Source organism: Polynucleobacter brandtiae (assembly GCF_002797575.1).
Lineage (GTDB): Bacteria > Pseudomonadota > Gammaproteobacteria > Burkholderiales > Burkholderiaceae > Polynucleobacter > Polynucleobacter brandtiae.
The window spans coordinates 342,919-360,360 of the sequence record NZ_PGTX01000002.1; the positions used below are offsets into that span (position 1 = coordinate 342,919).

A 17,442-nucleotide genomic window follows, 5' to 3' on the forward strand; every position below is an offset into this window, starting at 1 on the left:
ATATCCCCAGTATAAATTTTGATAGTGCCGCCATTGTTTAAAAAAGCTTTTAAAAGTTCGGAGGGGAAGTAGGTTGAGCTTCTTCTGCTTTACCTTGCTTTTCTAGACGCACTTTTTCTGCATCGGAAATAATATCAAAAAATACATAAACATCTTTCACGCCCGTAGCATTACTGGCAATTTTCTTAGCAATTTCTGCTTCATTTTTCGTCAACATCCCCATCAGGAAAATACTACTTCCTTCAGCAATAATTGCCATTGAGTTCGATGGCAGATTATTAATAAAAATCATTTGGGTTTTGATCTTTGATTCCAGGTAAGCGTCGTTGGCACGAGCAGAAAAGCTACTATTGGGCCCAATAAGGAGCTCATTAAATACTGCGCGCGCATTCTTCATCGCTTTTACGTACTCAGTAGCCTGAGACTTTATGTCAGTATTTTTTACTTCTCCAGTCAACAGCACTTTCTGATTAAATGACGTAACGGTTATATGTGCGCTATCGCCAAATTTTTTAATCAGGGCATTGCCTGCCTCCAGCTCAATGCCTTTATCAATCGCTTGCACGCCCGGAGTACGACGATCTGCCATTACGGCGATGCCGCCAACCGCGCCCGCAGATGCGGCGCCAACAGCAACTACTGCGCAAGCAGAGAGCTGAGACAGGATGGTCAAAAGAATAACTAATTTACTGAAGACTTGAATTCGCATTTGGGCACTCTCTAAAAAGATTGGATATTTTTTAATCCAAAAGAAGATGGTCAACGCCATCACACAACGCATGAAGCAAAACTAAATGGGTTTCTTGAATACGGGCAGTACGCGTAGAGGGTGCGCACAGGTGAATATCATCGGCCCCTAATAATTGCGCAATTTTTCCTCCGCCGTTGCCAGTAAGTGCAATAATTTGAATGCCCATTTTTTTGGCTGCCTCAATTGCTGCAACGACATTTTTTGAGTTTCCGGAAGTAGAGATGCCCAATAGGACGTCTCCAGACTTACCAAGACCGCGCACCTGCTTGCTAAATACTTCATCGTAACTATAGTCGTTCCCAACAGCTGTCAAAATAGAGGAATCGGTTGTCAGCGCTATGGCCGCCAACTCTTGACGCTCTCGCTCAAATCTCCCAATGAGTTCTGCGGCAAAATGTTGTGCGTCTGCTGCTGAGCCTCCGTTTCCGCAAGCCATTACCTTTCCGCCGGCGCGTAAACAACTTGTCATTGCAACAACTCCATGAGCCACTTGATCTGGAAGTATTTTTTCTGCCTCTTGCTTAACGGCAATACTATCGAAAAAGTGCTGTGATGTGCGTGCGCTTAACCGCTCTAAGGTGTCTTTGTCCATCACAATATTATGCGCCAAAAGGAAGCTAAATTCACTTGCTGACTATCGAATTGAAAAGGGACGTATTCTCTTACTTATTCATACCCCCCTAAGCAGAAGATTCCCTTCATGGATTTAAGTAACCTCGATTTTTTAAAACAGCAAGATATGCCAAGCGGCGCCCTATACATGGTTGCCACTCCGATTGGAAACATGGGAGACATCACTTTGAGGGCACTACACATCCTGAATTCAGTAGATGGTATTGCCTGCGAAGATACCCGCCACAGTGGGCCGCTATTGCAGTATTTCGGTATCCATAAAAAATGCCTAGCACTACACGAACATAACGAAATTACGGGGGCACAGACCATCATTGAGCGTCTTTCCCAAAATGAGCGATGGGCCTACATATCAGATGCGGGGACTCCAGGAATATCAGATCCTGGGGCAAGACTTGTAAATGCAGTTCAAAAAGCAGGCTTTCGAATTATTCCCGTGCCGGGTGCCAGCGCCATTTCTACTGCCATTTCTGCAAGTGGTACGGTTATGCTGCCATCCGAGGGGCGCTTTCAGTTTCTGGGCTTTTGGCCAAATAAGGCAAAGGAACGAGATGTTTTTATTCAGGAGCTCCAAACGAGCTCCAAAACTACTATCTTTTTTGAGTCGCCCCATCACATTCAAGCAACCCTTGCATTACTGGGCAAGCAACTAGAGCCCGATCGCCAAATAGTAGTCGGCCGAGAGCTTACTAAAAAATTTGAACAGCTAGTTTCCCTAAAAGCCGCAGACATTGCGCAATGGCTTAAAGAAGCAGAAAGTCTTCGGGGGGAATTCATTATTTTAGTAGCGGGGCGTCAAGCCAATGGGAGCGAGGCCCCAGAACATGCAAGCCTACTATTATGGGCAAATGCCCTCAGCCCCTATTTAGCGAGCAAAGAAATCGCGGCCGTACTTGCACAGGTACTGGGAATGAGCAAGAAAGAAGCCTATCAGGTTGCATTGGCTGCGAAAGAGCAAAATCCTGAAAAGTAAAAAAGCTGGCGTTAAGCCAGCTTTTTTGTTTCATTTTTACTGAAGTTTATTTCTCAGCAGGGGCCTTAGGCTCTACTAGTTTTCCACCGGCCGCATTAGCCATATAAACAACTGCACGACCCAGCTCATAGTCGCTTATATCTGCCGGATTTGCACCACCGCGGGCGGGCATTGCGCCCTTGCCTTTAATCACCGAAGTAAGCAGCACATCGTAACCCTTGCCTAGGCGTGCAGCCCAAGCGCTGGTATCGCCGAATTTAGGGGCTCCAGCCGCGCCAGTCGCGTGACAGGAGGAACAGACCGCTTTGTAAACCTGTTCGCCTGTTTGCATTTCCCGTGGCGCACTAGCGTCTTTAAAGTTCAGCTGAGCCACCGGCTTAATCAGCTGCTCCGCCGAAGCCTCGGTATCGGCCCGCTTTCCACTGTTGACATAGACTAACAATAATAAAATGATGATTAGCGGCACAAAAAAGCACGCAAACACCATGATGATTAACTGTTTAGGGGTCTTAATTAGATTTCCGTGCTCTTCGCTCATAGGACTTTTTATTATTTAACGGGTTTAAAGTAGATTTCGACAGATTATAACGAGAGCTCAGCCCTATAGGCACTTACAATGTGCGAGCATGCGTTTTTCTCAATAAGCGCCCGTAGCTCAGTGGATAGAGTATTGGCCTCCGAAGCCAAGGGTCGCAGGTTCGATTCCTGCCGGGCGCACCAATGTGAGGGGTTTTTGACTCACGTCATGCGAGAAGTTATGAATAAGGCTATCATTTCTGTCTAACTTATTGATTCTAATCATGTCCACACACTTAAATACTACCCTTTCTGAGCCATCCATACTCAATCCATTGGCCCCCGAGCTACCATTACCGCACCGAAAAATTATTCGTAGCTGGTTAATTCCTATGGCACAGGGCGAAACAGCGAAGGCACTGCTATTACTGGTGACCGATGCCGTCTTGTGGCTTGGCTGTATTGCTGGAACCATTTTTGTAGAAAGTATTTTGCTCAAAATTGTTTTTGGTATCGTGGCTGGTTTTGTAACTGGACGCATCTTTATATTGGGCCACGATGCGTGCCATCAAAGCTTCACGCCCCACCGCGAACTAAACAAAGTGCTAGGTCGTATTGCTTTCTTGCCATCCCTAACACCATATAGCCTATGGGACGTAGGCCATAATGTGGTTCACCACGGCCAAACCAATCTAAAGGGCTTTGACTTTGTTTGGGCCCCATTGTCCAAATCTGAATTTGACGCCTTACCTGCTTGGCGTAAAAGTCTAGAGCGCTTATATCGAAGCGGCTGGGGACCTGTCTTTTATTACCTCATTGAAATTTGGTGGAGACGGGAGTACTTTCCTAACGCACAAAATAAACCCGGTAATCGCCCAATTTTTCTGAAGGACAACCTACTCGTTACCGCATTTGCCATTATTTGGATTGCCTGCCTGATTGTTGGCGCCCTAGCTACAGACCAATCAGTATTAACTGGCTTACTTGCTGGCTTTGCACTGCCTTTCTTGTTTTGGAATGGCATGATTGGTTTTGTGGTGTATGTTCACCATACCCACCCAAATGTATCCTGGTATGACAAGAAATCAGAGTGGTTACGTGCCCAGCCCTTTGTTTCCACCACCGTCCACCTTACTTTTAACTGGATCTGGGGCAAACTGATGCACCACATCATGGAGCATACTGCACATCATGTAGACATGAGTGTTCCCCTGTATCGGTTACCAGAAGCACAAAATACGCTTGAAACTATCCTTCCGGAGCGTATTTTTATTCAAAAGTTTTCCTGGGCTTGGTATTTTGATACTGCCCGCAAATGCAAACTATATGACTTTGAAAACAAAGCTTGGCTTGATTTTGATGGCAATAAGATGGCCGAATCTGTCAGGGTTGTTTTAAGTCCAGCTCCGTCAGTACAAAACGGGTAAAATAGGTCTCCTGTAAAAGATTTGGATTACCCGGATTGCCCATGACTACATCTACTCCAGCCGCCACTCAAGACACCTCTCAGAGCCTGAAATTTTGCTCATCTTGCAGTCGAGAGAAGCGTCTGGAAGGCGGCACCTGGATACCAACCAGCAATCGTAAGCAACGCTGGATTTGTGCCAGTTGTTTGTACAATCGCACCCATCGCACCGGCTCTGCAAAAACCTAACTACCACTTTTGGATTTGTCGTAGTTAGCGTCATGCGCTCCATCCTGCCATGGAGTTCTTCTTTTGTTCGCAATAGGTTAACTCATGAACACTCAAGATACATTTAAGTTTGCACAAACCCATGAGTGGGCCAGTGCGGAAGCAGATGATTTAATTTGGGTTGGAATAAGTCACCATGCCCAAGAGGCGCTTGGTGACGTTATGTTTTTTCAGGCGCCCACAATTGGTCAACAGGTAAAGCAAGGCGAAGCAATAGCAGTCATCGAATCGGTAAAGGCAGCGAGTGATATTCATGCGCCGATTAGCGGGGAGATTGTTGCCCTTAACGCCGACATGGATTCATCCCCAGAATCAGTCAATCAAAGCCCGTATGCAATGTGGCTTTTTAAAATCAAACCTCATTCTTCCCAGACCCTTGATAAAGAATTGAGCTCCCTAATGAACTTGGATCAATACAGCGCTAATGCTGGGAACTAAATAGCAATCGGGTCGCGCTCAATTAACCAGCGCACTCTTGATGTCTTACTAATACGTCCTTGAGAATTGTGACGCAAATGTTGATCAATGACTTCAAGAGCCTCTTGTAATGTTTTGCGATTCATAGACTCAATTACCAATTGGGCTCGCTCAGATCCGGCAACCCGCATGATGGGCTTAGGAACGGGATCATAAATCTTCAATTCTTTTGTAATAACACCACGCGCCCTTAAAAACTGCTTTAGCTCATTTAAAAATTGAATTGCCTTCTCTAAGCTTTTTCCCTCGGCATGAATCAAGGCTTGATAAGAGCAGGGCGGTAGTTTAGCCTCTTCTCTTTCATTCGCAGTAAACGCTAAAAAACCATCAACGTCATGATGTAATAAGTATTGATAAACGGGCGACTCTGGATATTGTGTTTCAATATAAATAGCGCCACCGTCCTCCCCATCTGTACCTGCTCTTCCAGCGCGCCCAGCTACTTGTACCAATTGCGCAAATAATCGTTCCGCCGCTCTAAAGTCAGCAGAATATAAACGGCTATCGGCGTCCAGTACCGCTACCAGCCCTATGTTCTGGTAGTCATGGCCTTTTGCGATCATTTGCGTGCCAACGATAATATCGACATGGCCCTCATGTATTTTTTGAAAAAGCGCTTCTGCTCCCTTGCTCTTTCTACTTGAATCTATATCCACTCTTAATACACTTGCATTGGGCCACATTTCTTCAATAGCATCTTCTAGTTTTTGCGTTCCATGCCCCAGTGTTTTAAGATCAGCGTTGCCACAGTCTGGGCAAAAACTAGGAATACTTTTGACTAATCCACAATGATGACAATTTAATAGTGCTTTGTTTCCAATAGATCCTGCCTTATGCATGACGGTATAAGTCGAACACTGCGTACACTTTGATAGCCAATTGCATGCATTGCAACTGAGCACCGGTGCAAAGCCACGTCGATTAATCAGTATTAAACTTTGTTTTTTTGCCTCTAGATTTTTTGTAATTGCTAGCGCTAATGTTTTAGTTATTAAGCTTTTCTGTTTGGGTGCGCCAACGTCACCAGGGCTATATTGATTTTGTGGGTCACGCGTATTGATTAAATGTACTTTAGGTAAGGCCGCTCCCTGCGCGCGCTGATCTAGTCTTATATTTTCATATCGACCTGACTGTGCGGCCATCCACGTTTCTAGTGATGGCGTTGCGGAAGACAATAAAATTGGAATGCCCAGATCATGCGCCCTCCATATTGCTAAGTCCCTAGCAGAGTACCTTATTCCATCCTGCTGCTTGTAAGAGGCATCATGTTCCTCGTCTACTACAATTGCACTGAGATAGGGGAGGGAGGTTAAAGCGGCCAATCTCGTTCCTAAAATAATTTTGGCCTTTCCTGTCATTGCCTCGTACCATGCAATGCCCCTCTTTTTTTCGCTAATGCCGCTGTGTAACACCACCATCTTTTTTTCTGGAAAATATGCGTTAACCCTTCTTTCCAGCTGTGGGGTTAAGTTTATTTCTGGCACCAGCAAAAGCACTTGCGCACTTTCGTCTTCTAAAATATCAGCAAGCCAATTGAGAAATACTGCTGTTTTGCCGCTACCTGTTTGTCCTTGCAACAAGATTGCTCTAAAGCCGCCGGCTTTTTCCTTATTTGCAATTAGTGCATCAAGGGCTTCTTTTTGATTAGGGTTTAACCGGTCTTTTGTAATTAAGCCTTCCGTAACAAGGGCTTTATTTTTGGCTTTCTTTTTTTCTGCAACTTCTATTTTTTGAAGGATTTGACCCCATTCATCTGACTTTTTCCACATTTGTGGAATGGTCGGCAAGATCGTTTCTCCTAGCGAGTGGACGTAGTACTGGCTGGCAAAATTGATTAGGCGCAACATAGAGGGGTCTAACGCCGGTAACGGCGCTAAATAATTTACTGATTTAAGCTTTTTAATATCAAAATCGGAGTGATCGCTTACTTTTATAACAAGCCCAACACTCTTTGACCTAGCAAGTGGCACTTCTACTAAATTACCTATTTCTGGTAATTTGCCTATTTTTTCAGCATCCCAGAGATAGTCAAATCCTTGGGCCAAAGGCTTATCGAATACCACTTGAACCACAATAGGCTTAAGCATCATTTGCCCTAGATTGCCGCCTTTGCTTGTGGATAAGTCTGTGGATATCATACAAAATTTGGTTTTCTGTTATTTATTCTATAGCAATTGATTTTGAAATCATAATTCAGTATTTTCATTAATAACTATATTAATCAAGTACTTATAAGATTTATTAAATGTAGCTATTGAAACTTGCTTCCAATCTCACTGTATTTATATGTCTGCACTAATATGTGCATAACTTTTCCCAAAATTGGGCCTAAGTTAGCATTTACTTTGAATTATTCGACGGCTCTGAGTGCTTTTGACTTTGAAATTACCGCTGCAGATAGGGCGCTTACACTTTCTGGCGGAGTAAATTGATTAATACCATGTCCCAGGTTAAAAATATGTCCATCAAGTGGATGTAGTCCGGACTTAAGTGGGGGCGCCTTTGCTAAATCATCAAGCAAGGCTGAAGTTGCCGCTTCAATCTGACTGGGGTCAGAAAATAGAATTAGTGGATCTAAATTGCCCTGCAAGGCTAAGGGCTTGTTGATTTCTAGTAACTGCTTCCGGGCTCGGCTTAACGGCATTGTCCAGTCTATTGCAATTACATCGGCACCCGCTTGTGCAATGTCATTCAACCAGATGCCGCCACCCTTTGTAAACATAATGACGGGTATTTTTTTACCCTCATATTCACGCGGTAACAACTCAATCACTCTTTGCATTGAAGACAATGACATGCGCTGGTACCAGCCATCTGGCAACAAGCCTCCCCAAGTATCAAAAATCATTAATGCTTGAGCGCCTGCTTTAACCTGTTCATGTAAATAGGCCGCAACTGACTGTATGTTGATCTCTAAAATATGGTTTAGCAAATCGGGACGGCTGAACATCATTGTTTTTGCATGGCGGAAATCATCAGATCCCGATCCATCAATCATGTAACAAGCTAAAGTCCAAGGGCTTCCTGAAAAGCCTATTAAAGGAACCCGCTGCTTCCCATCTTGTATGAGCGCTTTTCGAATCTCTGAAACTGCATCAAAAACATATCTGAGTTGGTCCATATCGGCAACTCGTAATTTCTTTACTGCTTCTTCTGTGCGAAGTGGCTTATCAAAACTTGGGCCTTCACCTGCTGTAAATTTCAGACCCAAACCCATTGCATCGGGAATGGTCAAAATATCAGAGAATAAAATTGCTGCATCTAGTGGGTAGCGATCCAGTGGTTGCAATGTTACTTCAGTTGCATAGGCTGGGTTTTTTGCAAGGCCAAGAAAGCTGCCAGCTCTTGCACGTGTGGCGTTATATTCTGGAAGATAGCGCCCCGCTTGACGCATGAGCCAAAGCGGGGTTTGGTCAACCGCTTCGCCTAAGCAGGCCCTTAAAAACCGATCATTTAACAGCAAAGGATGGCCGGTTTTTATTTTTTACGCCGAAAACGCGCAAGCGCCGCCAACTGTGCTGCTGCCATCGCAAACTCTGACTGGGCCAAAGCTAAATCAAAGTCTGTTCCACGATTCTGCATTGCTTCTTCTGCGCGCTTCTTCGCTTCAATCGCTTTTGCTTCGTCTAGATCATGGCCACGAATAGCGGTATCGGCTAAAACTGTAACGTGATCAGGCTGTACTTCTAAATAGCCGCCCGCAACAAATACAAACTCCTCATCACCGTCTGCTTTTTCAATGCGTACTGAGCCAGGGCGAATACGAGTAATTAAAGGGGTGTGGCCACGCAAGATACCGAGCTCGCCATTTTCACCGGGAAGCGCTACAAATTTGGCTTCGCCACTGAAAATAGACTGCTCAGCACTCACAACATCAACGCGTATGGTAGACATGATTTCCCTAGATGAGTTCGATTAAAGCTTCTTAGCTTTCTCGATGGCTTCATCAATTGAACCCACCATGTAGAACGCTTGCTCTGGCAAGTGATCCAATTCACCACTACAAATCATTTTGAAACCACGAATGGTCTCTTTTAATGAAACGTATTTACCTGGTGAACCTGTAAATACCTCAGCAACGTGGAAAGGCTGTGACAAGAAACGCTGAATCTTACGAGCGCGTGACACGGCCAGCTTATCTTCTGGGGACAACTCATCCATGCCTAAAATTGCAATAATATCGCGCAACTCTTTGTAGCGCTGTAAAGTCATCTGCACTTCACGAGCAACATCGTAATGCTCTTGGCCAACTACTTGTGGGTCAAGCTGGCGACTCGTTGAGTCCAGTGGATCAACTGCTGGATAGATACCCAGAGCAGCGATATCACGTGAAAGTACCACCGTAGAATCTAAATGCAAGAAGGTTGTTGCTGGTGATGGGTCGGTCAAGTCATCCGCAGGAACATACACGGCCTGAATCGAAGTAACAGAGCCAGTCTTGGTGGAAGTAATGCGCTCTTGCAATTTACCCATTTCTTCTGCCAAAGTTGGCTGATAACCCACTGCGGAAGGCATACGACCTAACAGCGCAGAAACTTCAGTACCAGCAAGAGTAAAGCGGTAAATGTTATCAACGAAAAACAAAATATCGCGACCTTCATCACGGAATGCTTCAGCCATTGTCAAGCCAGTTAACGCAACACGTAAACGGTTACCAGGTGGCTCATTCATCTGACCGAAAACCATCGCTACTTTATCAATAACGTTCGACTCTTTCATCTCATGATAAAAGTCATTTCCTTCGCGGGTACGCTCACCCACGCCCGCAAACACAGATAGGCCGGAATGCTGTTTGGCGATGTTGTTAATTAACTCCATCATGTTGACGGTTTTACCAACACCAGCACCACCGAACAAGCCAACCTTACCGCCTTTAGCAAATGGGCAAACCAGGTCGATAACTTTAATACCCGTTTCGAGCAAATCAACCGACGGCGACAGTTCATCAAACTTTGGTGCTGGTTGATGAATGGAGCGGCGTACATCGGTAGCAATTGGGCCCGCATCATCAATTGGTCGGCCAAGAACATCCATAATGCGGCCTAATGTAGCCGGCCCAACAGGAACAGAAATTGGCCCGCCGGTAGATTTGACTTCCATGCCACGACGCAATCCATCGCTTGCTCCCATGGCAATAGCGCGTACTACACCATCGCCGATCTGCTGCTGAACTTCAAAGGTTAAGCCTTTTTCAGCAAATGATTTTTCACCACTTTCAACTAGTGTCAATGCATCATAAATGTTTGGCATTTTGTCACGTGGGAATTGAATATCCACCACTGGACCGATACATTGCACAATATTTCCGTTGCTCATCGCATTTCTCCGCTTTTAATTCTGTAAATTCTTTTCGTATTCCTAAACGCTGACCGCTTAAACAGCAGCCGCTCCACCAACAATCTCTGACAGCTCTTTAGTAATAGCCGCTTGTCGTGTCTTGTTGTATTCCAACTGCAACTCACCAATCACATTCTTTGCATTATCCGAAGCAGCCTTCATCGAAACCATCCTTGCAGATTGTTCAGAGGCCATATTTTCGGTAACCGCTTGATAAATCATTGCTTCAACATAACGCTTTAACAAGCCATTCAAAATAGATTCGGCATCAGGCTCATAGATATAGTCCCAAGAGTTTCCTGCCTTTTCCTCCGGAGTTAAGGCAGCCGGCTCTAAGGGCAATAACTTTTCCAAAACGGGCTCTTGTTTCATCGCATTAACAAAGCGGGTATACGCCAAATAGACAGCGTCAATCTCGCCGCGTTCGAATGCCTCTAATTGCGCGATAATTGCCCCAATCAATACATCCATATGTGGCGTGTCGCCAATCTGAATAATTTGGGATAGTAGCTTTGCTTTAGAGCGATTCAAAAATTGCAGTCCTTTTGAGCCAATCGCCGTATAGGAGATTTCAATCTTTTGCTCTTGAAAGTCGCGTACTTGATTTGCAATCAAACGCAGTACGTTGGTATTTAGACCGCCGCACAAGCCCTTGTCTGTTGTAACTAGAATCGTGCCAACTTTCTTAATCTCACGAGTCGCCATATAAGCAGGACGAAACTCTGGATTTGCTTTAGAGAGATTGGCGACAATTTCACGAATTTTTTCAGCGTACGGGCGCGCATTTCGCATGCGCTCCTGAGCGCGACGCATCTTGGATGCGGCGACCATTTCCATTGCCTTCGTGATCTTGCGCGTATTTTGTACGCTCTTGATCTTAGATCGTATTTCTTTTGTACTTGCCATGATTTATGCGGATCCTCTTAGAAAGAGGCTGAACGCTTGTAGTCCTCGATCGCAGCACGTAAGGCAGCTTCGTCATCTTTGTTCAGATCTTTAGTCTCTTCAATACGCGCAACTAAATCTGCGTATTTTGATTTCAAATGATCTTGAAGACCTTTTTCAAATGCGAGCACATGCTTTACTTCGAGGTCATCAAAGAAGCCATTATTAACCGCGTAAAGTGAAGCGGCCATTTCCCAAACCTGCAAAGGCTTGTATTGGGCTTGCTTACACAATTCAGTAACGCGACGACCGCGCTCTAATTGCTTGCGTGTTGCCTCATCAAGATCGGAAGCAAACTGCGCAAAGGCGGCTAATTCACGATACTGCGCTAAGTCGGTACGAATACCGCCGGACAATTTCTTGATCACCTTAGTTTGAGCTGCTCCGCCAACACGAGAAACTGAAATACCCGCATTGATCGCAGGGCGTACGCCTGCGTTAAACAAATCGGTTTCTAGGAAGATCTGGCCATCGGTAATGGAGATCACGTTGGTTGGAACGAATGCAGAAACGTCACCTGCTTGAGTCTCAATAATAGGCAATGCAGTCAATGAGCCTGTTTTACCTTTAACTGTGCCATTAGTAAACTTCTCTACATAATCTGCGCTTACACGAGCAGCGCGCTCCAGCAAACGTGAGTGAAGATAAAACACATCGCCAGGATAGGCTTCGCGACCTGGTGGACGACGTAGTAGCAAAGAAATTTGGCGGTAGGCAACAGCTTGTTTTGTAAGGTCGTCATAAACAATCAACGCATCTTCACCGCGATCACGGAAGTATTCGCCCATGGTGCAGCCAGCATAGGCTGAAAGATATTGCATGGCCGCTGATTCAGAGGCACTCGCCGCAACAACAACGGTGTACTCCATCGCGCCCAACTCAGTCAGCTTGCGGACTACGTTTGCAATAGTGGAGGCTTTTTGACCGATCGCAACGTAAACGCAATATACGCCTTTACCTTTTTGGTTAATGATCGCATCTACTGCAACCGCTGTTTTACCTGTTTGACGATCGCCAATGATCAACTCGCGCTGACCGCGGCCGACGGGAACCATCGCATCGATAGCCTTCAGGCCTGTTTGTAGTGGCTGGCTAACAGATTGACGCGCAATAACTCCTGGCGCCACTTTTTCAATAAAGTCTGTTAACTTCGTGTTGATTGGGCCCTTGCCATCAATTGGCTGCCCAAGTGCGTTTACCACTCGGCCAAGAAGCTCTGGGCCAACCGGCACCTCTAAAATGCGGCCCGTACACTTTACTGGATCGCCTTCTTTAATATGGGTGTATTCACCTAACACTACCGCGCCAACTGAATCACGCTCAAGGTTCAGAGCAAGGCCGATCGTGTTGTTAGGGAACTCCAACATTTCACCCTGCATCACGCCAGATAAGCCATGTACACGGCAGATACCATCGGTTACTGAAATAACAGTACCCTCGTTACGAACTTGGGAGTCAATGCCCATTTCGCTAATTCGGCTTTTAATCAGTTCACTGATTTCGGAAGGATTGAGTTGCATTACTTACTCCTGGGTCTTATTTCGTATGTTCTTAATAGGGATATTTATGCGCCAAGACTTATTTGCATTTGAGCTAATTGTGCTTTTACAGAACTATCCATTACCTCATCGCCAACTTGAATGCGAACACCACCAATCAAAGCTGGGTCAACTTGAATAGTTGGACGCAATTCTTTGCCCCCAAAGCGCTTCTTCAAACTTGACAACAAATCAATTAACGCAGATCCCTCTAAGGGAAAAGCGCTAGTAATCATTACCTCTGCGGCGCCTTCGCTTTTATTTTTCATGCCTTCAAATTGACTCGCAATTTCGGGCATGGCTGATAAGCGATGGCTTTGAATTACTAAACTCAAAAAGCTAGCAACCTGGCTGTCTAATTTCGTCTTCATCATGCCAGAAAGAAGCTTACCTAGATCAGTCGCAGAAACTTTTGGATTATTTGATAGGCCAGCAACTTCTGGTAGCGCAGCTAACTGGGCCAACTCATTTAGCTGGTCTATGAAGCTAGCAAAATCAGCAGGCTTAGCGCTTTGAAAAATCGCTTCAGCGTAGGGGCGTGCAATCGTTGCTAAATCGGCCATATCAGAGCTCTGTCTTCAGTTGATCAAGCAAAGCACCGTGTGTCTTTGCGTCCACTTCACGACGCAAAATTTGCTCGGCGCCTTTAACGGCTAGAAATGCCACTTCGGCACGCAACACCTCACGGGCTTTAGTAGCCTGTTGATCAGCGTCTTGTTTAGCTTGAGAAATAATACGAGCAGCTTCGGCTTGTGCATTCGCCCGAATTTCTTCTGCGGACATTTGTGCACGTTTTTCAGCTTCAGCAACGCGCTGCACACCTTCTTGGCGTGCCTTTGTTAATTCTTGTTCGGCTGCATTGTTAGCAGATGCAAGCGCTTCTTTACCACGCTCAGCAGCAGCCAAACCATCGGCAATTTTGGATGAACGCTCATCTAATGCCTTAACTAGCGGTGGCCACACAAAGCGTGCAACAACCCACCATAAGACAAAGAAAACGATCATTTGCGCGAATAGGGTCGCGTTCAGATTCACGATATTCCTTTCAGTATTGTAGTGAACGGTTGGACGACCAAATGGTCATCCACGCCAAAACAATTACTTAATAACTGCGAGGAGTGGGTTTGCGAAGGCAAATAACATTGCAACACCAACACCGATCAAAAACGCGGCATCAATCAAGCCAGCCAAAAGGAACATTTTTGTTTGGAGCGGCTCCATCAATTCTGGTTGACGCGCACATGCTTCGATGTATTTACCGCCCATCAATGCAATGCCCAAACAAGCACCGATAGCGCCTAGGCCGATAATCATGCCAATGGCGATTGCTGTGAAACCCTGAATGTTTGCTAGAAATTGTTGCATGTTGCTGACTCCTGAAGTTAAAGAGATAAGTTAAAAATAAAAAATCTTAGTGGTGACTATGTGCTTGCCCGATGTAGACCAAGGTCAACATCATAAAAATGAAGGCTTGCAACAAAATCACCAAAATGTGGAAGATGGCCCAAGCTGATCCAGCAATAACGTGGCCCACCAATCCGAACAAGGATAAATCTAAATTAAAGGTCCAAACACTACCAAGCAGGGCGATTAATAAGAAAACCAACTCTCCGGCATACATGTTGCCAAATAGTCGCATTCCAAGTGAAACTCCCTTTGCGAGGTACTCAATGATGTTTAAAGCAACATTAAATGGGGCTAAATACCACTCAGCACCAAATGGGGCTGAGATGAGTTCATGCAAGAATCCGCCAAAGCCCTTGACCTTAAAGCTGTAGAAGAAAACCAATAGCAGCACTGACATCGACATACCCATCGTAGCGTTCAGGTCGGTCGTAGGGACCAGTCTGTGATGGGGCACGTGTACGCCAAAACTCTCGATGAAGTGGTTAACGCCCAATACCCAATCCACTGGAATCAAATCCAAGGTGTTGAGCAAAATAATCCAAAAGAAAACGAACAGGGCCAAAGGAGCAATAAAGGAGCGATCCCCGTGCACAATGCTTTTCGCTTGCGTATCAACCATCTCCACAATCATTTCTACAAAACATTGGAAGCGACCAGGAACACCTGGTGTAGCACGGCGAGCCGCAATCAACAGAATAAAAACCGCGAGCAAGCCCATCAACGAGGCCCAGAAAATAGTGTCTAAATTGATGATGCTGAAATCAACGATCGAGGTTTGTGGACCACCCGAATTCGTAAGGTTTTGTAGGTGCTCAGAAATGTACGCTGTTGGCGTCATTTTTTCTGCTGCCGCATGGGCTGTGTTTACTTCGCTAGACATCTCTTAACTAGTCCTTTGGTTCAATCTTGTTTATTACTTTTGGCGCCAAAACCACGCCAGCCACACACATTTGAGGGCAAGCACATAAGTCACCAACAGAGGGACCCACATAACACCCGGAATTAAGACCGCAACTCCCAAAAACATCATTAGCGTAGCGACGATTTTAATAAATTCGCCGGAAACTAATGCTGCTAAAAATTTACCTGGATTTAACTGTTGCGTCTTTTTTGCCGCTTCAAGCCTCAATAAAAATAAAGCAGAAGGCAACGCGCTAGTTAAACCACCTAAAAAGGCCGACTGAGTATAAACGCTTATCCCTCTCGGCTCCCCAAAAAATGACCAAATCACCATGCTAAGCATGGTGAGCACTATCTGTGCAAGCAAAATTTTCCAAGGCGACAGGGAGGGATACTTTATGGCGTTGCTTTTTTGAAGCTCCGCCATCTCTGCCTTGCTTAAAACCCGATAAACCTCTTCTTCGGGCTTTTCCCAATCGTTTGCCTCAGAAAATTGATTTTTTTGAGGAATCAATTTAGCTCCGTGAGTTTAAGGTGCGCCCTGCAATTGGTCAATTGTTTTAAGGTCATTTGAGGGGCATTTACGCTTGAATACCTAGCTTTTTTAGCAAAGAGTCCAGCTCATCAAATTGGCTAAAGCGAATTCTGAGCTCACCCCCTTGGCCCTTAAACTTAAAATCCACACTCAAACCGATTAAATCGGCAATCTCTTGCGTCAAACTACGCATATCAGGGTCGCTGCTGGGTGTACTGCTATCGCCTGACTTTATTTTTGTCTTTTTATCACCAATTTGACCCCCTGCTAAAGCCAAGGCTGTAGACATTCTTTCGGCCTCACGAACTGATAAGCCTTGGGCAGCAATTCTTTGCGCCAAAGCAACTTGGCTGGCTCCAGGCAAGGGAAGCAATGCGCGTGCGTGCCCCATGTCAATAGCGCCCGCCAAAAGCATTGCCTGAACCGGCTTTGCTAACTGACTTAAGCGTAATAAGTTTGTAATGGCACTGCGAGACTTTCCAACTGCTTTGGCGGCCTGCTCATGGGTAAACCCAAACTCTTCAATTAGGCGCGCCAATCCTTGAGATTCTTCCAGCGGATTTAAATCCTCTCGCTGCATATTTTCGACCAAAGCCATTGCAGCAGCAGCTTGATCGTCTGCACCGGAAACCAGCACAGGAACCTCTTTTAATCCAGCTAAAGTTGCAGCCCGAAAGCGTCGCTCGCCCGCAATAATTTCATATTTCCCTGGAGAAACCAAACGAACCAACAGCGGCTGCATTACACCTCGCTCACGAATACTTTCCGCCAGCTCCTGAAGGGCGCTCAATTCCATTTTTTGACGTGGTTGATATTTTCCGGCTTGTAATGCCGTTAATGGCAGACAATTAATTTGAGCAACAGCGTCTTTAGGCGCCTTGTTACCTAATAATGCATCGAGCCCGCGACCCAAACCTTTTTTCTTAATTGCAACCATAATATTTTTACCTGTCCCTGGCTTTACATTTGCTTAATACGTTCGATCATTTCAGCGCCAAAATCCAAATAGGATTTAGCGCCTCGTGATGCTTTATCGAAAACCACCCCAGGGAGCCCATAGGACGGGGCTTCTGCCAGGCGTACATTGCGAGGAATAATAGTTTTAAATACCTTATCGCCAAAGTGCTCCAGCAGTTGATCTGATACCTGTTGCTGCAATGTCATCCGAGAATCAAACATCACGCGCAAAAGACCAATGATGACTAAATCAGGATTGAGGTTGGCATGTACCTGTTTAATCGTGTTTACTAAGTCCGACAAACCTTCAAGCGCAAAGTACTCGCACTGCATTGGCACAATCACACCATTGGCCGCACATAATCCATTTAGCGTTAACAAAGAAAGAGCGGGCGGGCAATCAATCAAAATAAAATCATAATCATTGGCCACTTCAGAGAGCGCTGCTTTCAAACAACCTTCGCGGTCATCAAAATCTACTAACTCTATTTCAGCGCCCGCTAAATCACGATTTGCTGGCAAAACATCATAGCCCGCACTTTCACATCGCAGCGCGCTTGCCTTGACTGAAGAGAGCCCGATTAGCACCTGATAAACCGTGTTTTTTAAATCTGCTTTTTCAATGCCTGAGCCCATCGTTGCATTGCCTTGTGGATCCAAGTCCACCAATAGAACGCGCTGCTGATGGCCCGCTAATCCAGCGGCCAAGTTAACAGCGGTGGTCGTTTTACCGACCCCCCCTTTTTGGTTTGCAATACAGAATATTTTCGCCATTTTTTC

General features: G+C 45.4%; 20 protein-coding genes and 1 tRNA gene. 5 read left to right on the forward strand and 16 right to left on the reverse strand.

The features are described 5' to 3' along the window. Window positions 1–49 precede the first annotated feature (49 nt). Window positions 50–709, reverse strand: coding sequence for a BON domain-containing protein (locus tag B0G85_RS05865; RefSeq protein ID WP_100379583.1), 660 nt, complete (start codon window positions 707–709; stop codon window positions 50–52). Window positions 710–740: 31 nt separating this feature from the next. Next, the gene (locus B0G85_RS05870; RefSeq protein WP_100379497.1) at window positions 741–1,343 is read right to left on the reverse strand and encodes a phosphoheptose isomerase; all 603 of its coding nucleotides are present in this window, start codon (window positions 1,341–1,343) and stop codon (window positions 741–743) included. A 108-nt stretch (window positions 1,344–1,451) separates the two neighbouring features. Here B0G85_RS05870 and rsmI point away from each other — a divergent pair, with 108 nt between their 5' ends. Next, window positions 1,452–2,357, forward strand: coding sequence for a 16S rRNA (cytidine(1402)-2'-O)-methyltransferase (gene rsmI, locus B0G85_RS05875; RefSeq protein WP_100379498.1), 906 nt, complete (start codon window positions 1,452–1,454; stop codon window positions 2,355–2,357). Window positions 2,358–2,403: 46 nt separating this feature from the next. On the opposite strand, the gene B0G85_RS05880 is transcribed toward rsmI, so the two are convergent. After that, the gene (locus B0G85_RS05880; RefSeq protein WP_100379499.1) at window positions 2,404–2,895 is read right to left on the reverse strand and encodes a c-type cytochrome; all 492 of its coding nucleotides are present in this window, start codon (window positions 2,893–2,895) and stop codon (window positions 2,404–2,406) included. 106 nt (window positions 2,896–3,001) lie between these two features. Between B0G85_RS05880 and B0G85_RS05885 the strand changes: the two genes are divergently transcribed. From B0G85_RS05885 to gcvH, 4 genes are all read left to right on the forward strand, one after another. Beyond that, a tRNA-Arg gene (locus tag B0G85_RS05885) sits at window positions 3,002–3,077 on the forward strand. Window positions 3,078–3,265: 188 nt separating this feature from the next. Continuing rightward, complete coding sequence (locus tag B0G85_RS05890) at window positions 3,266–4,300, forward strand: fatty acid desaturase (protein ID WP_232725967.1); 1,035 nt, start codon at window positions 3,266–3,268, stop codon at window positions 4,298–4,300. 41 nt (window positions 4,301–4,341) lie between these two features. Beyond that, window positions 4,342–4,527, forward strand: a complete 186-nt coding sequence (locus B0G85_RS10265; protein WP_129560400.1) for a hypothetical protein — start codon at window positions 4,342–4,344, stop codon at window positions 4,525–4,527. An 84-nt stretch (window positions 4,528–4,611) separates the two neighbouring features. Beyond that, window positions 4,612–5,004, forward strand: a complete 393-nt coding sequence (gene gcvH, locus B0G85_RS05895) for a glycine cleavage system protein GcvH (protein WP_100379501.1) — start codon at window positions 4,612–4,614, stop codon at window positions 5,002–5,004. Here the strand turns inward: gcvH and priA are convergent. The 13 genes from priA to B0G85_RS05960 form a co-directional block, all read right to left on the reverse strand. Continuing rightward, on the reverse strand, window positions 5,001–7,181 hold the full coding sequence (gene priA, locus B0G85_RS05900) for a replication restart helicase PriA (protein ID WP_232725959.1): 2,181 nt from the start codon (window positions 7,179–7,181) through the stop codon (window positions 5,001–5,003). The two genes, gcvH and priA, sit on opposite strands and share 4 nt — an antisense overlap. 212 nt (window positions 7,182–7,393) lie before the next feature. Further along, window positions 7,394–8,506 carry a uroporphyrinogen decarboxylase gene (gene hemE / locus B0G85_RS05905; RefSeq protein WP_100379503.1) on the reverse strand — a complete coding sequence of 371 codons (1,113 nt, stop codon included), beginning with the start codon at window positions 8,504–8,506 and terminating at the stop codon, window positions 7,394–7,396. Between the two features lie 14 nt (window positions 8,507–8,520). Next, window positions 8,521–8,937: a F0F1 ATP synthase subunit epsilon gene (locus B0G85_RS05910; RefSeq protein ID WP_100379504.1), complete on the reverse strand. Its 417-nt coding sequence runs from the start codon at window positions 8,935–8,937 to the stop codon at window positions 8,521–8,523. A 21-nt stretch (window positions 8,938–8,958) separates the two neighbouring features. Beyond that, window positions 8,959–10,359 (reverse strand): F0F1 ATP synthase subunit beta, encoded by a 1,401-nt coding sequence (gene atpD / locus B0G85_RS05915; protein WP_100379505.1) that lies wholly within the window; start codon window positions 10,357–10,359, stop codon window positions 8,959–8,961. Between the two features lie 57 nt (window positions 10,360–10,416). After that, on the reverse strand, window positions 10,417–11,286 hold the full coding sequence (atpG, locus tag B0G85_RS05920; protein WP_100379506.1) for a F0F1 ATP synthase subunit gamma: 870 nt from the start codon (window positions 11,284–11,286) through the stop codon (window positions 10,417–10,419). 17 nt (window positions 11,287–11,303) lie between these two features. Next, entirely contained in the window at window positions 11,304–12,845 is a 1,542-nt protein-coding gene (gene atpA, locus B0G85_RS05925) for a F0F1 ATP synthase subunit alpha (protein ID WP_100379507.1), read from the reverse strand. Between the two features lie 44 nt (window positions 12,846–12,889). Further along, the gene (locus B0G85_RS05930) at window positions 12,890–13,426 is read right to left on the reverse strand and encodes a F0F1 ATP synthase subunit delta (RefSeq protein WP_100379508.1); all 537 of its coding nucleotides are present in this window, start codon (window positions 13,424–13,426) and stop codon (window positions 12,890–12,892) included. A 1-nt stretch (window position 13,427) separates the two neighbouring features. Then, on the reverse strand, window positions 13,428–13,898 hold the full coding sequence (locus B0G85_RS05935; RefSeq protein ID WP_100379509.1) for a F0F1 ATP synthase subunit B: 471 nt from the start codon (window positions 13,896–13,898) through the stop codon (window positions 13,428–13,430). Window positions 13,899–13,961: 63 nt separating this feature from the next. Next, complete coding sequence (gene atpE, locus B0G85_RS05940; protein WP_100379510.1) at window positions 13,962–14,228, reverse strand: F0F1 ATP synthase subunit C; 267 nt, start codon at window positions 14,226–14,228, stop codon at window positions 13,962–13,964. A 46-nt stretch (window positions 14,229–14,274) separates the two neighbouring features. Continuing rightward, complete coding sequence (atpB, locus tag B0G85_RS05945) at window positions 14,275–15,150, reverse strand: F0F1 ATP synthase subunit A (protein ID WP_100379511.1); 876 nt, start codon at window positions 15,148–15,150, stop codon at window positions 14,275–14,277. Window positions 15,151–15,183: 33 nt separating this feature from the next. Then, complete coding sequence (locus B0G85_RS05950; RefSeq protein WP_100379512.1) at window positions 15,184–15,684, reverse strand: ATP synthase subunit I; 501 nt, start codon at window positions 15,682–15,684, stop codon at window positions 15,184–15,186. A 67-nt stretch (window positions 15,685–15,751) separates the two neighbouring features. Then, complete coding sequence (locus B0G85_RS05955; protein ID WP_100379513.1) at window positions 15,752–16,642, reverse strand: ParB/RepB/Spo0J family partition protein; 891 nt, start codon at window positions 16,640–16,642, stop codon at window positions 15,752–15,754. Window positions 16,643–16,665: 23 nt separating this feature from the next. After that, window positions 16,666–17,436: a ParA family protein gene (locus B0G85_RS05960; protein WP_100379514.1), complete on the reverse strand. Its 771-nt coding sequence runs from the start codon at window positions 17,434–17,436 to the stop codon at window positions 16,666–16,668. Between the last annotated feature and the right edge of the window lie 6 nt (window positions 17,437–17,442).

Bases quoted from the DNA above. Each gene is read 5' to 3' on its own strand.
- B0G85_RS05865 (WP_100379583.1), bottom strand. From the start codon at position 709: ATGCGAATTCAAGTCTTCAGTAAATTAGTTATTCTTTTGACCATCCTG.
- B0G85_RS05870 (WP_100379497.1), bottom strand. From the start codon at position 1,343: ATGGACAAAGACACCTTAGAGCGGTTAAGCGCACGCACATCACAGCAC.
- rsmI (WP_100379498.1), top strand. From the start codon at position 1,452: ATGGATTTAAGTAACCTCGATTTTTTAAAACAGCAAGATATGCCAAGC.
- B0G85_RS05880 (WP_100379499.1), bottom strand. From the start codon at position 2,895: ATGAGCGAAGAGCACGGAAATCTAATTAAGACCCCTAAACAGTTAATC.
- B0G85_RS05890 (WP_232725967.1), top strand. From the start codon at position 3,266: ATGGCACAGGGCGAAACAGCGAAGGCACTGCTATTACTGGTGACCGAT.
- B0G85_RS10265 (WP_129560400.1), top strand. From the start codon at position 4,342: ATGACTACATCTACTCCAGCCGCCACTCAAGACACCTCTCAGAGCCTG.
- gcvH (WP_100379501.1), top strand. From the start codon at position 4,612: ATGAACACTCAAGATACATTTAAGTTTGCACAAACCCATGAGTGGGCC.
- priA (WP_232725959.1), bottom strand. From the start codon at position 7,181: ATGATATCCACAGACTTATCCACAAGCAAAGGCGGCAATCTAGGGCAA.
- B0G85_RS05910 (WP_100379504.1), bottom strand. From the start codon at position 8,937: ATGTCTACCATACGCGTTGATGTTGTGAGTGCTGAGCAGTCTATTTTC.
- atpD (WP_100379505.1), bottom strand. From the start codon at position 10,359: ATGAGCAACGGAAATATTGTGCAATGTATCGGTCCAGTGGTGGATATT.
- atpG (WP_100379506.1), bottom strand. From the start codon at position 11,286: ATGGCAAGTACAAAAGAAATACGATCTAAGATCAAGAGCGTACAAAAT.
- atpA (WP_100379507.1), bottom strand. From the start codon at position 12,845: ATGCAACTCAATCCTTCCGAAATCAGTGAACTGATTAAAAGCCGAATT.
- B0G85_RS05930 (WP_100379508.1), bottom strand. From the start codon at position 13,426: ATGGCCGATTTAGCAACGATTGCACGCCCCTACGCTGAAGCGATTTTT.
- atpE (WP_100379510.1), bottom strand. From the start codon at position 14,228: ATGCAACAATTTCTAGCAAACATTCAGGGTTTCACAGCAATCGCCATT.
- atpB (WP_100379511.1), bottom strand. From the start codon at position 15,150: ATGTCTAGCGAAGTAAACACAGCCCATGCGGCAGCAGAAAAAATGACG.
- B0G85_RS05955 (WP_100379513.1), bottom strand. From the start codon at position 16,642: ATGGTTGCAATTAAGAAAAAAGGTTTGGGTCGCGGGCTCGATGCATTA.
- B0G85_RS05960 (WP_100379514.1), bottom strand. From the start codon at position 17,436: ATGGCGAAAATATTCTGTATTGCAAACCAAAAAGGGGGGGTCGGTAAA.